Origin of the sequence: Gorillibacterium massiliense, assembly GCF_000455485.1 — a bacterium.
GTDB lineage: Bacteria > Bacillota > Bacilli > Paenibacillales > NBRC-103111 > Gorillibacterium > Gorillibacterium massiliense.
This window is the reverse complement of sequence record NZ_CBQR020000072.1, coordinates 1-15090: the sequence shown is the minus strand read 5'-3', so window position 1 is coordinate 15090 and position 15090 is coordinate 1. Positions and strand designations below refer to the sequence as shown.

Below are 15090 nucleotides of genomic sequence, written 5' to 3'. Positions count from 1 at the left end.
GGCGGTATCGCAGAAAAAAACGTCCGCTCCACGATACGAAACGGACGTTAAGATCAAGCTATAGCGAGGAGATTATTCCATTATTGGATTATTCAAAGAAAGCCTCAATCTCGATGGGATGTTACTTGCGCAACCGTAAAGTCCCTCGAATTTTTCGTTTCTTGAATGGTGTCGCATGGGAGAACTAGCTTCTTAGTGGAAGAGCGGCATGCTCGCAAAAAAACAAGCGACCCCGGATTCAACATCCTGTGATCGCTTGCTTCTATATTTCCTTATCATCAAGTTCATTCCAACGTAATCTCAAACAACCTCGCACTATACGTCTTCGGCAGGTTCACCGTCAAAGTTTGGTTCCCGGCGTTCCAAGCATACTCGCAGTCCTCGAAAGATGGATAAGCGCAGCGGACGGTGACTTTACGACCGCCTGTATAAGCGATCGGCAGCGTGCAGGTGCCGGTTTCGCTGTTTCTACGCCAAATGGCAACATACTGCTTATGCTCCGTACGCAAGCCGAGGCTTACCCAAGGATCAGCGAACTTGGAGAGTCCAAGAGGCCAAAACGGCAGCGCCGTCTTGATGTCATGCCGGATCGTCTTATAACAATCCAGCGCCTCCTTCACAAGTGCCTTTCTCTCGGCGTTAATGTGGACCAGATGGCCGCTTTGATGGATACGCAGCAACATGGCGTTCACCATGTTGAACACAACTTCTTCCTTGTCTCCCTCCGTCAGCGGATACGACCAGATGGCCGATTGTTCGGGAGTGAGGCCGGACGGAGAGTTGGCAGCGATGGTGGCATAACGCCGGTAATCTTCTTGGTCGCTGGTAGACTGGATGGAATGCCGCTGCAGCATGGCGTAGTCGATCCGTAAGCCCCCGCTGGAGCAATTTTCGATGATGAGATGCGGATATCTGGCAAAAATCCCGTCCAACCAAGCGAGATAAGCCCGCTCGTGCTCCAACAGTCCCTCGCCGATGCTGTCGGCGTAAAGCTCTGTACCGATTCCCGGCTCAATGTTGTAATCCATTTTGATGTATCCGACGCCATAGTCCGCCACCAGCCGGTCGATCACTTCGTTAGCATGCTCCACCACCTGGGGATTGCGGAAGTCCAACTGATACCGGGAGCGGTCGTGGACCTTTTTGCCATGCCGGGTAAAGAACCAATCCTCTGGTACTTCCTTTGCTTTCGGGCATTTGATGCCCATGACTTCAATTTCAAGCCAAACTCCCGGGATCATGCCTTTCTTGCGGATATAATCAGTGACTTCGATCAGCCCGTTCGGAAACCGTTCACGGGACTCCCGCCACTCACCGACATTGTCCCACCAGAAACCGGGGGAATACCAACCCGCGTCGATACAAAAATATTCGCAGCCCGCTTCCGCCGCAGCGTCGATGAGGGGCAGTTCTTTTTCCGTCGTCGGGTCAGCCCATAAGCAGTTCATATAGTCGTTGAAAATAATCGCCAAGCTCTCATTATCTTCGTTAGACCTGCGGATGACTCGCCGGTAGCGGGTCAGTTCTCCCATGGCCTGGTCAAAACCGCCCACTGCTACTCCAACCGCAACGGGAACCGATACGAAGGAATCGCCTTGCGCTAGATTTTTAAACCAGTGAGATTCCTGTTCCGTCGGACCGCTTAACGCCAAATACAAATGAGCCGTCTGGTCAGAGATCTCCCAGTGCCAGGAGCCGTTATGCTCAATCTGCCAAAACAGATTGCTTGCCGTCTCCCGATTTTCGAGATAGCCCATGGGGAGGTATTCCTTCGTAGACCAGTTCCCTGTGTTTGTAACACCGATGGCTTTCGAGGAACGCTGCTCGACAACCTGCTGCGATTGCGATAGGCCCAACTGATCCAGCGTGTAGCTCTTCCAGTCCATCTCCCGCTGCCAGGAATTGTGGGGGATTTTCAGCAGCATTTTTTCGTCACGGGGCAGAATGCCTTCTTTTTCAATGCCGGTATAGTTAAAAGAGGATATGTACTCCAAGGTTTGCGTTTCCGCACCCCGGTTGACCACCTCGCTGTACGCCCGGATAACGGAAATGCCGTCATAAAACTGAATATGGCTAGTCACATAAACCCCGGTTTCCGCGTCAAAGGTCGTCACTTCTAGCTTACGGCCGAGAGCGTTGCGGTAGTCTTTGTGGCTGTCGTACTGCATCCGGTAGCCCGGAGCCGTCACGATGTACTTCGTGCCATGGCGCTCGAGCGGCCTGTCCAGTCCCGATAAATTGAGTTCCACCAGATTAAAGCTGCCTTCCCGCGTCTTCGCGACGATGTCTTTTTCATCAAAAGGCTGAGCCGAAAAATGAAGCAGCTTCACCTGGTTGTCGGCGGTAATGTCCAGCACCATGTGGATACGGTTTTCGTGGATATGTATGCGAGTCATGGAAATCTCCCTTTTTCTTAGAGTCGGCGAGTCCTTCCCCCATTATAATCCATTAGGTGCAAATCCAGAAATACGTCAAGGGGTGAAATGATATTTTGGCAAAAAAATAAGACAGGGCGTAAATTGCCCTATCCTCTGGGATTGCAAACGCGGTAAAATTTACATTTTGTTATCATAAATCCCCCTATATTCTCTTGGCAAAAGTTCAGCAATTTTCATCATAATGTGATTTAAACAATCCGCTTCCCAGTTTCCTTTGGTCTCATCATCGCTTTTTTTAGGCAGATTGAAAACTTCACCAATGTTAATATTTATATCAGCATCACAAAATGCTTCTTTACCCATATCATTTTTTATAGGCATAAATTTTTCTGTACCCCAAATCCCTATTGGCACTATCGGAGCGTTGGTGAGCTTTGCAAAGAGCAGAATTCCTTTTTTCCCTTCAAGCATCGTTGCCGATCTGCTCCGTGTCCCTTCGGGAAATATTAACATGTTGTTGCCTTCTTTTACAGCGCTAATGACCTTTTTGATCGCATCTTTGTCAGGTGAATTTGGCAATATTGGGATGGTTCTCACGATTTTAAAACCCAAATTTGTCATGGAATTCGATTCTAATTTTTTCCCAGCTAAAAAGATCATATTCTCTTTTTCCAATACTTTATTCAATACTAAACCATCAGAATTACTTAAATGATTGCATACAAACAAATAGGGCCTTTTAAAATCACAGTCTAAATTTTCAAGACCTTTTACATCTAACCTTGCATGCCTTTTTATCTGCAAATTAACATAAAACCTAACAAACATGATTAGTAAAGGTTCTGGCAATAGATTAACAAACTTCAATAATAATTTATTCATCACATACTAACTCCTTCATATATCCATACAACACAACCGCGCCGTACAAAATGAAACTACCTGCTAGTATCTTATCATAGCTCTAACAAAAAAAGCCCGCCACATCGACGGACTTTCTAACGTTACTCCGAACTTCCTCCTACTCCCCAATCTCCATCCCAACCGTAAACCGAAACCCATACAACTCATAACCGATCTGAGTGTAAAGGCGGATCGCTTTCCGGTTGGTCCCGCGGGTGCCCAAGGTCGCGATGGTTTTGCCCTGCTGCTTCAGATGCTCCAGCGCGGCGCAGATGATGTTGCGGGCGATGCCTTGCTTGCGCCATTCCGGAGTGACGAACACATTTTCCGTCGCGCTTCGTTCCTCTGTAATTCTCCATGTAGAGGTATTGCCGATCATTTCGTTACCGCTGAAGGCGCAAAAATTGATCATTTCCGGCGATCCCTGCATCCAACGCAAATGGTTCAGACTCCATGCCACCCCGTCGAAAGAAGCCAGCTCCGCTTGGTTGAATTGCTTCAAAGCCGCGTCGTTATCCAGCACAAAAGGCTTTATCTCCACGCCCTCCGGCAGCGGATAACAGGGAATGTCCCGGTTCAGATCAAACTTGTAAACAACGATGTTCTCAAATATAGTAAACCCTCGGGTCAAATAATAGCTTAACCCCGTGAGATCATCCGCATCCATATACTGGGCCATGACAATGCGTTTTTCCGGATGCTGCGCCTTGATTTCTCGTGCGCGTTTGATCAACGCATCGGTAAGAGCTACTTTTATTGCTTCATCCTCGCCATTTTCCCCAAAGGCCATTTCAAAGGTGAGAAAGCGGACAAAATCCTTTTCATCATCGTGTCCTACCGCATCGAATGTGTCGTGACGCATCAGGTGGGCGACCGCCACAATCTCGTTTTCCCCGTTCACGGCGCAAAACATATTCTTCTTGTCATAATCGCCATGATACAAAATAAGCAATTTCAGGACGAAATCTAATTTGGCAATATTCTCGACATCCTCGTCTTGCGGATTTCGGATGACGAAATCAGTCAGGTTCATGAATCGACTCTCCCTTTCAAATTAACTATCTCATAATGAAATGATGAAGCAGAAAGCTTTGAGAAACAAGGGAGACTTTTAGAAAAAAAGAACTTCATCCCGAATTGCGGAACTTGCATGAACAGATACGGAAAAACCGCCCCCATAAGGGAGCGGTTATAAGCGTTCATCTTCACTTCGTTAATACCCATGCTAAGCAATTAGAACGAAAACGTCACCTTGCTTGCAGCCGAGTCGATGGGCTTTCCTTTCGCGTTCAGCAGGTAAACTTCCAGCCGGCCTTCGTCATGAGCCAACCCTTTCGGCTTTGGAAAGGAGATTCGGAAGGCGCCGGAGGCATCCGCTGCATCCCGGTAGGCCGTTCCCGCGTCGGTCAAGTTGCCTTTTGCGTCATAGACCCGGTAGCCGATCCAGACCGTTTCGTTTAGCCACGGCTTTATCTTTTTCAGGTCTAGCATTCCCTGTATGCCGATTTGATTGGAGGTGGCGTTAAGCGTCATCGACGATACGGCAAAATGGCTGCTCTTGAAGTGCTCCAGCTTTTTCTCCGTCACGATATCCGCATCGTTCAAAGTGCCTTTTATCCGCCAGATGTCATACGTATATTCCGCCCGACCGCTGAGATTCGGCGCCGCATCGCTGTCGGTGAAATACGCCTCCACCGCGGTCGGATCGGGAAGCATCCCGTTTACCGTGCGAAGCAGCCCTCCGTTGTGGTTTCGTGGAAACCCGGTTTGTGGGCTCCCCAAAACGCCTTCCACCTTCCATGTTCCTCCCCCGCCCCATACCGAGCCTCCGTCTATGCTCACGATTTGCAGACTTTCGCTGATATAATTCGGCTGAGTGGATGGATAGGGATGAAGTTCCCGGATAGCGATGAAACGGTCCCGGCTCGGATCATAGGTGATATCGAAATTATTGAGCCAATCCGGCTGCCCGTTGGCATCCGTTAGTCCGTTCGTTGTCAGCGGAACGGCGTCTCCGATGACGGGATCGCTCATGTCCCTCAGGTTCATATCGATGCGATATCCTCCGGTGGCGGCGGCATCCCCTTTGGTGAAAAAGAGCAGCAGGCGTCCTTGGCCGTCCACGCTGGTAGCCGACGGTTGGCCGACTCCCCAGTATCCGTCATTGGGGTACGCCACGATGGGGTCCGGATATTTTACCCATTCGCCGGAAAGCTCCGTAGCGAAGGCGACGCCGATTTGATTATGGGCGCTCATGTTCAAGTCGTTCCCCAAATAGAAGAGTGCATAGTTATATTCGGTTCCCTGGAACAAGAACTTTCCCGCGATCACAGTGGGATCGCAGACGTGAAAGCTGTCCCACGTACCGGTCGCCCCAGCCTGAAGCACGGGGTGGGATTCCGCCACGACTCCGTTTTCGATGCGGGTATAATAGATGCTGTCCTTGATCACCCCGTCTTCCTCGTTATGGCAGGTCCACATATGCTCGGTATTCCCTTCGCGGATAACCGCGGGAGCATAGGCATACCGGCTGCCTGCCGGATCGTAAACTTTGGCAAGATTTCCCGTGTCCCACAGAACCGCGGCCGTCGCCGTCTGCCAAGGCAAGAGAACAAGAAGCACCAGCGCCAACACCGCAAAACACCAGCTTACCCTCGTTTTCACAAAACGTCCTCCTTGATGAATCGGATGGGGCGGACCCATGGCCCGCCTCCTTCATCGTAATGGCCGTCCGAAACCCTTGTCAGCTTCGATCTTTTGACTGTCTTTTGTTTACCTTCGGGTATGTCGAAACGCGTAAACAAAAGGGAGAGGAATTCAGAGCAGGTCATGCGATAATAGGAATGAGCCTTCCGAAAGGAGCGAGCGTATGAAGAAGCTCCCGTTCAGGCCGGTGCCCGCCTCCGGCTTCAATTTGATCCAAAAGCTGCTGATGGCTTTTCTGCTTGCCCTTCTACCGATTCTGATCATCAGCATGCTGATGAACAAATCCGGTGAATCCTCCGTCCGCAAGGAAATCACCAACTCCCTCCGGTCCAACGCCCGTTTCTACCTAAGCACCTTTGAGCTGGAGATGGAGCGGGTGCTGCGAATGAAGCAGCAATATATATTGGACAACCAAGTGCAGGATTTGATGATGTTTCATTACATTTATTCGGACGCCGATGAGGTCTACGCCATTCAAGATATCGAGCGCAGGCTGCAGCAATTTAAGGATTCCAGTTTGTTCGTCCAGGAACTGAAGCTCTACATCCCCGATCTCGGGACGACCGTCCACAATCACCGGGTGGATAAGCAGCTTCCGGAAGATGAACTATCGGCCCTGGTCCGGCTCTATAATTCCGGAAAGCGCTTGCTGCCTCTAGGGGACCGCCTCATTCTCGGTGAACGCTACCCATCCGGCGGAGCGACGGAAACCCCGGCCAAGCTCTGGCTGGAGGTCGAACTCTCCCGGTCGAATATGGAACGCTCCCTGAAAGAAATCTCCACCTACAACGGTGGTGAGGCGCTGATCGTCGATCATGCGGGAGCCTGGTCGCTGGGGACTCTGCCCCGGGACGGAATGCCGCTAAACGAGCTGCTGGCCTGGCTTAAGCTGGATCATCTCTCTCCCGACTCGCCGTCTCGGGGAATCGGACGCTTTCAGATCGACGGGAAAGCCTATATGTATGCCTATGAATCGTCCAATCTATTGGACGCATCCCTTGTCGTATATTTGCCCGAGGAAAGCTTTCTTGGACCGATCAGCTTTTATAAGCGCTTATACATCATTCTCGCAGCCACCTCACTTCTCATGATTCTCGTTTTCTCCGCCTGGATCTACAAGATGGTGCACCAGCCGATGTTCCGCCTGATCGGGGCTTTCCGACGTCTGGAAAAAGGAGATTTCGGCGTTCATCTCTCCTCCGGGAGCAAGGACGAGTTCAGCTATCTGTATCAACAGTTCAACAAAATGTCGGGACGGCTGCAGCAGTTGATTCAAGACGCCTTCGAGCAGGAGCTTCGCCTGAACCGGGCGGAACTGAAGCAATTGCAGGCGCAGATCAATCCCCATTTTCTCTATAACATCTTCTTCCTGTTGAACCGAATCATCCAGCTCGACGATATGGACAACGCCAAGAAGCTGACCCAGCATCTCGGCCAGTTCTTCCGCTTCATTACCCGGAACAAATCCGATGAGGTCCGCTTAAGTGAAGAATTCGCCCATATCGAAGCCTACACCGGCATTCAGCAAATGCGTTTCGGCAGCCGTTTGTCCGTTCAAACCGAACCCCTTCCCGCTGACGCAGAAGGATTGCTCGTGCCCAGGCTGATATTACAACCCATTGTGGAAAACGCCTTCGAGTACGGGCTGGAGGATCATTTGGAAAAAGGCTTCCTGAAGATATGGACCGAGCAGCAATCCGATTGGCTCTTGATTCACGTTGAAGACAATGGGGGCGGCCTGACCGACGTGAAGCTGGCTGAAGCGGAAGACCTGATCCAAGACAGCAAGCGTGATATCGAAGTCACCGGGATGGTCAACATCCACCGCCGCCTACAATTGAAATTCGGCGAAACGTCGGGCTTGTCCCTTTCCAGAAGCGAGTTGGGCGGCCTCCATGTCACCATCCGGCTGCCGATTGCCGCAGAAGACGACCACTAGGAGGAAACAACATGTACCGATTGCTCATCATCGATAACGAAGAATATGTCGTTGACGGTCTCGTCGACCTGTTCAGCTCTGATAAGCACCCCACCTTGGACGTTCAAGGTGTTTATTCTGCCGCGGAGGCTCTGAACGTTCTGATGGCGACCTCCATGGACATCGTCATCACCGACATCCGCATGCCGGGAATGACCGGTCTTGAGCTGCAGAAGATCATCGCGGCCAGATGGCCCCATTGCAAAGCGATCTTCCTGTCCGGGTATGATGATTTTTCCTATGCCCAAGAAGCCATTCGCGGCGGCTCGGTGAACTACATCCTGAAAACCGAGACGGACGACGTCATTATCGATGCCGTCTATCAGGCCATCGAACTTACCCGCAAGGAACGGGAAACCCAAGACGTCATCGAAGAGGCTCGAAAGCAAGTGCGCCAGGCGCTTCCCGCCCTGCAGCGGGAGTTTGTGGAGAGCCTGCTGATCGGCGACAAGACAGCCCGGGCCTCTTTAAGCCAACAGTTGGAGCAGTTGGCCATTCCCCTGTCGGCGGACAAGCCGCTGTTTGCCGCGGTGGCTAAAGTGGACGAGTGGCCATCCGACTACTCCCACTACTCCCGCTCCCTGCTGCTCTATGCCGTGCAAAATATCTCCAACGAATATTTGTCTATGTCCTCCATCTATTACTCCTTCGTCTATGATCACTCCAAAATCGTCTGGCTCGTCCAGTCGAAGGCCGAACCTTGGCTGGAGGAATTGCGCAACCGCAGCATGGCGGCCATGACCTCCCACTTCCTGTACGGCACCTTCGAGTGCGTTCAATCCTCCTGCCTCGACCTTCTTCACCTGCCGCTATCCTTCGCCATCGGCAGAGGTCCCGTCGATTGGCATACCCTTGACGAAGAAATGGACCGCTTGCTGGAACAGTTACAGGGCACAGTCAAGAAACAGCAGCTGTATATGGAGCCCGAACAGTCGAAGGACGGCGGGGAACCGGCCAAATCTCCGCTTTTGCAGCATGAAGTTTTCAAGCACTACGAGCATCTCGGCTACTGTCTTGACCATAAAGACCGTGAAGAGTTTACCCGCAAGCTGGAGTTTCTCATCCGCATCGGCGACAAGGCGCATAAAACTGGCCAAGGCCTTACCTGCCTGCAGCTCGCCAGCTCGCTGTTCTCCATTTTGCTAGCCGCTTTGGAAAAGCTGCGCACGGACGATCTGCCCGAGTCCATCGATGATATCGTGCAGACAGCTAAATCGGGAAACCTGATCTCCGATTGGGAGAAGCAGCGGTTGCAGCTCCGGGCCTTGGGGGACTTCATTTTCCAGATGCAGCTTCACGCGGAAGAAAAGGAAGAGAATCGGGTCGTTCAAAGCATTCACGCTTATCTAGACGCCAACTTGGGAGGCGATCTATCCCTGAAAACCATGGCTCTTGCCATGGGGCACAACCCGTCCTATCTCTCCCGTCTTTACAAGCAGAAGGCTGGTAAGGGCTTATCCGAAACCATCACGGAGCGCAAGCTCGTCAAAGCCAAAGAGCTGCTGGCCAACTCCGAATATCGGATTCAGGACGTATCCCAAGCTATCGGTTTTTTGTCGGACCATTATTTCTACCGGTTCTTCAAAAAAGCCACCCGCCTCACCCCCCAAGAGTATCGCGATCGGTTGAATGTAAACGGAAGAGAGCCGGACAGGTAAAAAGATCGAAGTAGAAACCGGCGGGATTTCCGCTCTACAATGAGAGCACGGTAGGCCTAACCGATTGCACGGAATGAACAAGGGAGGTTCAGGAATGAAATTGAAGAAATGGTCAGCAAGCCTGCTCGCGTTTGTCCTGATGATGACGGTCGTGCTCACCGGATGCGCGGGAAGCAAAGATAACGCCAAGGAAACCGCTCCGGCGGCCACATCCGCAACTGGAACGGGTACCCAGTCCCCTACGGGAGCCCCTGCAGAAAAAGGCTATGACGATGTGATGAATATCGATTGGTACGTCAACCTTTCCTGGTGGAAGTACCCGGGGAATTACGGCAAGGACAAGTTCTCGGAATATATCAAGGAACGCTTCGGACTTAACATCAACTTCATCACCCCAGCCGGAGACGGCTCGGATCAAATGTCCGCCATGATCGCTACGGGCCAGGTTCCCGACCTCGTGACGGTGGAATCTTGGCTGGATTACAAAACCAAGCTGGCCAAAGGCGGATACCTGGTTTCCATCAACGAACTGATCGATAAATACGTGCCGAACTTCAAGCCTTATCAGGATATTTTCAACTGGTATAAGGAATCGGACGGCAAGACATACGCCCTTCCCAACTATGCTTACTCCAGCTATGCGATGAAGCCGGGAGAGAAGCTGGAACCGAACAGCGCCTTCACCCTGCGCAAAGACATTTACGAGCAGCTTGGCCGTCCGGACATCTCTACCGCAGACAAGTTCCTGGATGTTCTGGAGCGCGTAAAGAAAGAAGTCAAAACCTACGACGGCAAGTCGCTCATTCCGCTTCAACTGTATGAATTCACCTCCAATGGCAACAGCTCCGTAAACTGGCTGAACGAATACTTCGCTGTCCCGTACGAGGATGAAAGCGGCAAGCTGCTGAATCGCACCTACTCGGAAAAATATTGGGAAGTGCTGAAATTCCTGAACGACGCTTACCGGCGCGGGTTGATTTCCAAAGACAACTTCACCGACAAGCGCGACCAGATCAACGAGAAAATCGCCAGCGGACGCGTATTCGCTTCCTTGACGGCTCCTCAGGATTTCACCGAGCAAATGCGGACGCTCTACAACATGGATGACAAAGCCCAATACGAAGCCTTCGCCCTCCGCAACTATGAAGGCGACGATCCGGTCCTTACCGACATCCGCGGCTTTGGCTGGCTCGTCACAATGGTAGGGAAAAATTCCAAAGCCCAAGAACGAATCGCCAAGCTGCTGGAATTCCTGAACAGCAAAGAAGGCCAGCACATGGTCCACTTCGGTTGGGAAAACGAAACCTACACCTACAACGAAGACGGCACCATCAAATGGACGAAGGAGTATGAAGACGCCTTGGCCAAAGGCGACGGCTCCGAGAAAAAATGGGGAATGGGCTTCAACCTGCTGATGGACTGGTATTCTGTCAAAGATTTGTTCCCGCAGCCCGAAAAGCCGGTGGATCAGTATCTCGCCGAGAAAACCATGAAGAAACCTCTTCTGGAATACAGCTACGATACGAGCGCTGTGGGCGGTAAACCTAACCCGGATCATCCCGACCGCGACAAAATGCTCGAGACGAGCAACCGCCTGTCCCTGTTCTGGGGTAAGGAACTGCCGCGCATCATTATGGCGGAATCCGAAGCGAAAGCCCGCTCCATCTATGAAGATGTCCTCTCCAAAATGGACGCCATGGGTAGAGCCGATCTCGACACTTACAACAACGAATTGTTCCAGGGCGCCAAGGAAGCTCTCGGCATCGACCGCTCCTGGCCTCCGTTCCGCAAATAACATTCGTTATAGTCCCGACCTCGCGCCGGCGTTCCTGATGCCGGCGCGAGCTTTATCCAAAGGAAAGGGGTCCGGCCCATGCTTTCGCCAAACCCGATCGCCAAATCCCGCACGAGCCTGTTTCTCCGCTTTCTCAAACAGTGGCAAATTCAGGTGATGGCGCTTCTGGGCGTCGTTTTCGTACTCATTTTCAACTATGCGCCCATGTTCGGCATCGTCATCGCCTTCAAGAAAGCCGATTATTCCGTCAACCTGATGAGGAGTCTCACAGAAGCTCCTTGGGTCGGTTTTCAATACTTCCGGGAATTCATGAACGATTACCAATTCCGGGATATCCTGCTCAATACCGTCGGCTTGAACCTGCTGCAGCTTGCCATCAATTTCCCGGCACCCATCCTGTTTGCCATTCTCATCAACGAGATCATGCACAAACGGTTCAAAAAGATCGTACAGTCCATCAGTTATTTTCCGCATTTCATTTCCTGGATCGTCTTCGGCGGCATCGTCATCAATATGCTGTCCGTGGAAACCGGTGTCGTCGTCTCGGGTCTGCTCAAACTCGGGATCATCTCCGAGCCCGTGTCGCTGCTGGGGGAACCGGGTGCCTTTTGGCCGATTATTATCATCACGTCCATTATCAAAGGGCTTGGATGGGGATCCATTATCTATCTGGCCGCCATCACGTCCATCGATCCAACCTTGTACGAAGCTGCGACGATCGACGGGGCAGGCCGGTTCCGACGCATCTGGCACATCACGCTCCCCTCGATAGCAGGAACGATCATCGTCTTTTTCCTGCTGTCCGTCAGCAATCTGCTCAACTCGTCCTTCGATCAGCTGTGGGTTTTCCAAACGCCTCTCAATCTCGAGCGCAGCGAAGTGATCGATACCTTTGTCTACAAAATCGGCATCACTCAGATGAGGTATTCGTACACCACCGCCGTCGGCTTGTTCAAATCGGTCGTGGCTCTCGTCCTGCTCGTCAGCGGCCATTTGGTCAGCAAAAAGGTGGCTGGACGGGGCATCTTCTAGGAGGGAATTCACATGGCTCGCAAAAAATGGGACTGGTTCACAGTCGTCAACTATACCCTGCTCGGCTTGTTTTGCCTGATCACCATCTACCCGCTCTACTTCGTTCTTGTCGGATCTTTCAATGAGGGCAACGACTACATGCGCGGCGGGATCTACTTTTTCCCCAGGGCGTTCAGCCTGGCCAACTATTCCGTCGTGCTGGAGGACGACAGGCTGTACAACGGCTTCACGGTCAGCATCCTGCGTACGGTAGTCGGTACGGTAACCAGCGTGTTATTTACCGCTATGGTCTCCTATGCCATGTCCCGGCGCAATCTAATCGGCCGCTCGCCGTATTATTGGATTCATCTGTTCACGCTGTTCTTTGGCGGCGGGTTGATTCCCTATTTTCTCGTCTTGAAAAACCTGCACCTGATCAACTCGTTCTGGGTGTACGTCATCCCGACGATGTTCTCCGTCTTCAATATGATCAGTTTCAATTCGTTTTTCCGGGAGATTCCCGAGGAGATTCACGAATCGGCTACCGTCGACGGGGCGGGGGACTTCCGCATCTTCGTCTCCCTGTTCATTCCGCTGTCGGCTCCGGTGCTGGCGACGGTTGCATTGTGGAACGCCGTCGGGCATTGGAATTCCTTTTTCGACGCGATGATCTTCACCACCAAGCAGAATCTGATGCCGCTGCAACTGTTCCTGATGAAAATGATCCGGGAAGCCGACGTCATTTCCAACAGCCAATACGTTCCGCCGCAGGTGCAAAAGAAGATCAGCGTGCAAACCATCCGGATGGCCGCCATCGTGATCAGCACCATTCCCATTTTGGTGGTTTATCCGTTTCTCCAGCGATTTTTCGTCACCGGCTTCATGGTCGGTTCCCTGAAAGGATGATGACAGGCGATGGAAAAAGAGAAGAAAACGGCACAGGACATGCGGCAGGAACCGCCTTCCTATCTGCTGTTTGACGACGAGGACGGCATTTACAACTATTGCCCCTCTCCCGTTTGTGTGGATGAAACAACGATGGTTATCTTTTACTGCGCCAATACGTGGCCGGGGCTAGTCATTGATGATATTTACGCCCGCAAAGGAAAGTTGGAAGACGGCAGGTGGACATTCGGGGATAAATTCCGCGTGCTTCAGCCGGAGCGCACCGGTTGGGACTGCATTCACGTCTGCGATCCAGATGTGATCCGTGGAGAATTCCATTACCGGGGAGAAGACTACTCGTGGCTGATGGTCTATCTCGGCTGCGACATCCACCACTGCTACCACAACCAGATCGGCATCGCTTTCGCCAAATCCATTGAAGGCCCCTACGTGAAATACGAGGGGAATCCTATCGTAGGCTACGACGAGGTGTTCCACTGGGGGAATGGGCAGGCGTCCCTGCTTTCTCTAGACGGCAAAGGAAAAATCCGCATGCTGTATTCCCAGACCGTGCATGAATATGAGCGCCGTTTGCAGCTCTGCCGCACCTTCTGGCGTGATCTGGATCTGTCGGATGCGGACCACCCCATCATCGGTGAGGAGGTAGCGATGCATGAGGGCGGTCTCATGAACCGCGACGGCTCCAAAGCGGAGGCTGCTTTTAATCCGACCATCGCCTGGGATAGAGAACGCGATCTCATCTATCTATCGCGGGAAGGCACTCCTTTTGATAAAACCCGGTCACCGGATTTCATCGCCCCCTATACCCAACTTGCCGTCATTTCCCGCAGCGATTTTGAGCGCAATGAGGGGGGCTGGACCGTCGTTCATAATTTCGGAGCAGAAGATACGGGCTTTGAGCGGAACCATAATGCCGGCATCATCAAGAATGCTTACGGCTGGTTGCAGGATTCCTGCAGATTGCCCATGGCATTGACCGTCTCCGAACTGAAGGATCGGGACTTCCTTTGGACATACCGCATCTATCACCGGGAGCTGCTTCTGCCGGATAGCGGGCTCTCTGGCCGGGAGGAATGGTAAATGTCGAGAATCTATGTGCTGCAAGCCCCCCGCCTCGCTGTAGCAGCTGCGCGAATGAAAGCGGATGTCAATTATGTAGGGTTGCTTGATGCCGAAACAGCCTCCTGGCTGGAGGAAAATCACGTCTTTATCCGGGATATGTGGGAGGAGGGCGAGCTTACCCGAAAACGGCTGCAAAGGCTGTACCACCGCCTGTTTCCCGGCGATTTTCTGCTTATGGACGGAACCTTGCCCGGTCCGTTGCAGGCATTGGCGAGCGAATATGCCGTTCAGGCGGGAGCCCGAGTAGTCATTGGCTTGAAGACGGAAACAAGCACCCAGGGGGCAGTCCGTCAGATCAGCGGTTTCACGGAAATCCTGATCCACGAACCGGAAGCGACTTGGACAGGCACTCCGCAGACGGTCATCCCTCTTAAGCAGGGTGAAAATCTGGAAGCATGGACAGGCGCTTTCGCCCTCTGTCTCATGAACGGACTCTCGCCGGAAGCTTCGGCAGGGTTCTGCCGCCGGGTGGCTGCCTTCGCCGATCTTCCTTGGTATGATGAAGTTGCCTACGATCATTGAACGAAATCTTATATTTGGATATTTGGAGGTATACACTATGAAATCTTTTCCCGTTCTCCCCGTCGATCAGCTTGTCCGGCGGCTGGAGCATCCCGGGCGCAAGGACGGCAT

At 52.1% G+C, this 15090-nt stretch carries 11 protein-coding genes; 7 read left to right on the top strand and 4 right to left on the bottom strand.

Annotated elements, in window-relative coordinates:
- Window positions 1–284: 284 nt before the first annotated feature.
- The 4 genes from TJ79_RS08230 to TJ79_RS08210 form a co-directional block, all read right to left on the bottom strand.
- A complete protein-coding gene (locus tag TJ79_RS08230; RefSeq protein ID WP_040949819.1) occupies window positions 285–2396 on the bottom strand; it encodes a glycoside hydrolase family 36 protein in 2112 nt (703 codons plus the stop codon).
- 159 nt (window positions 2397–2555) lie between these two features.
- On the bottom strand, window positions 2556–3260 hold the full coding sequence (locus TJ79_RS08225; RefSeq protein WP_155987810.1) for a lysophospholipid acyltransferase family protein: 705 nt from the start codon (window positions 3258–3260) through the stop codon (window positions 2556–2558).
- Between the two features lie 139 nt (window positions 3261–3399).
- Window positions 3400–4314 carry a GNAT family N-acetyltransferase gene (locus tag TJ79_RS08220; protein ID WP_040949817.1) on the bottom strand — a complete coding sequence of 305 codons (915 nt, stop codon included), beginning with the start codon at window positions 4312–4314 and terminating at the stop codon, window positions 3400–3402.
- Between the two features lie 200 nt (window positions 4315–4514).
- On the bottom strand, window positions 4515–5945 hold the full coding sequence (locus tag TJ79_RS08210) for a glycoside hydrolase family protein (protein ID WP_155987809.1): 1431 nt from the start codon (window positions 5943–5945) through the stop codon (window positions 4515–4517).
- A gap of 205 nt (window positions 5946–6150) precedes the next feature.
- Here TJ79_RS08210 and TJ79_RS08205 point away from each other — a divergent pair, with 205 nt between their 5' ends.
- The 7 genes from TJ79_RS08205 to TJ79_RS08175 all read left to right on the top strand — a co-directional run bounded on the left by TJ79_RS08205 (window position 6151) and on the right by TJ79_RS08175 (window position 14979).
- Entirely contained in the window at window positions 6151–7926 is a 1776-nt protein-coding gene (locus tag TJ79_RS08205) for a sensor histidine kinase (protein ID WP_040949814.1), read from the top strand.
- Between the two features lie 11 nt (window positions 7927–7937).
- The gene (locus TJ79_RS08200) at window positions 7938–9623 is read left to right on the top strand and encodes a response regulator transcription factor (RefSeq protein WP_040949813.1); all 1686 of its coding nucleotides are present in this window, start codon (window positions 7938–7940) and stop codon (window positions 9621–9623) included.
- A gap of 94 nt (window positions 9624–9717) precedes the next feature.
- Window positions 9718–11418: a type 2 periplasmic-binding domain-containing protein gene (locus tag TJ79_RS08195; RefSeq protein ID WP_040949812.1), complete on the top strand. Its 1701-nt coding sequence runs from the start codon at window positions 9718–9720 to the stop codon at window positions 11416–11418.
- A 78-nt stretch (window positions 11419–11496) separates the two neighbouring features.
- A complete protein-coding gene (locus TJ79_RS08190; RefSeq protein WP_040949811.1) occupies window positions 11497–12450 on the top strand; it encodes an ABC transporter permease in 954 nt (317 codons plus the stop codon).
- Window positions 12451–12462: 12 nt separating this feature from the next.
- A complete protein-coding gene (locus tag TJ79_RS08185) occupies window positions 12463–13335 on the top strand; it encodes a carbohydrate ABC transporter permease (RefSeq protein WP_040949810.1) in 873 nt (290 codons plus the stop codon).
- A gap of 9 nt (window positions 13336–13344) precedes the next feature.
- Window positions 13345–14415 carry a glycoside hydrolase family protein gene (locus TJ79_RS08180; RefSeq protein ID WP_040949809.1) on the top strand — a complete coding sequence of 357 codons (1071 nt, stop codon included), beginning with the start codon at window positions 13345–13347 and terminating at the stop codon, window positions 14413–14415.
- A complete protein-coding gene (locus tag TJ79_RS08175; RefSeq protein WP_040949808.1) occupies window positions 14416–14979 on the top strand; it encodes a hypothetical protein in 564 nt (187 codons plus the stop codon).
- The last annotated feature ends 111 nt before the right edge of the window (window positions 14980–15090 follow it).

What these genes read in the sequence shown, in the direction of transcription:
- TJ79_RS08180 (WP_040949809.1), top strand. Translation starts at nt 13,345, where the DNA reads ATGGAAAAAGAGAAGAAAACGGCACAGGACATGCGGCAGGAACCGCCT.
- TJ79_RS08200 (WP_040949813.1), top strand. Translation starts at nt 7,938, where the DNA reads ATGTACCGATTGCTCATCATCGATAACGAAGAATATGTCGTTGACGGT.
- TJ79_RS08195 (WP_040949812.1), top strand. Translation starts at nt 9,718, where the DNA reads ATGAAATTGAAGAAATGGTCAGCAAGCCTGCTCGCGTTTGTCCTGATG.
- TJ79_RS08220 (WP_040949817.1), bottom strand. Translation starts at nt 4,314, where the DNA reads ATGAACCTGACTGATTTCGTCATCCGAAATCCGCAAGACGAGGATGTC.
- TJ79_RS08185 (WP_040949810.1), top strand. Translation starts at nt 12,463, where the DNA reads ATGGCTCGCAAAAAATGGGACTGGTTCACAGTCGTCAACTATACCCTG.
- TJ79_RS08175 (WP_040949808.1), top strand. Translation starts at nt 14,416, where the DNA reads ATGTCGAGAATCTATGTGCTGCAAGCCCCCCGCCTCGCTGTAGCAGCT.
- TJ79_RS08190 (WP_040949811.1), top strand. Translation starts at nt 11,497, where the DNA reads ATGCTTTCGCCAAACCCGATCGCCAAATCCCGCACGAGCCTGTTTCTC.
- TJ79_RS08225 (WP_155987810.1), bottom strand. Translation starts at nt 3,260, where the DNA reads ATGAATAAATTATTATTGAAGTTTGTTAATCTATTGCCAGAACCTTTA.
- TJ79_RS08230 (WP_040949819.1), bottom strand. Translation starts at nt 2,396, where the DNA reads ATGACTCGCATACATATCCACGAAAACCGTATCCACATGGTGCTGGAC.
- TJ79_RS08205 (WP_040949814.1), top strand. Translation starts at nt 6,151, where the DNA reads ATGAAGAAGCTCCCGTTCAGGCCGGTGCCCGCCTCCGGCTTCAATTTG.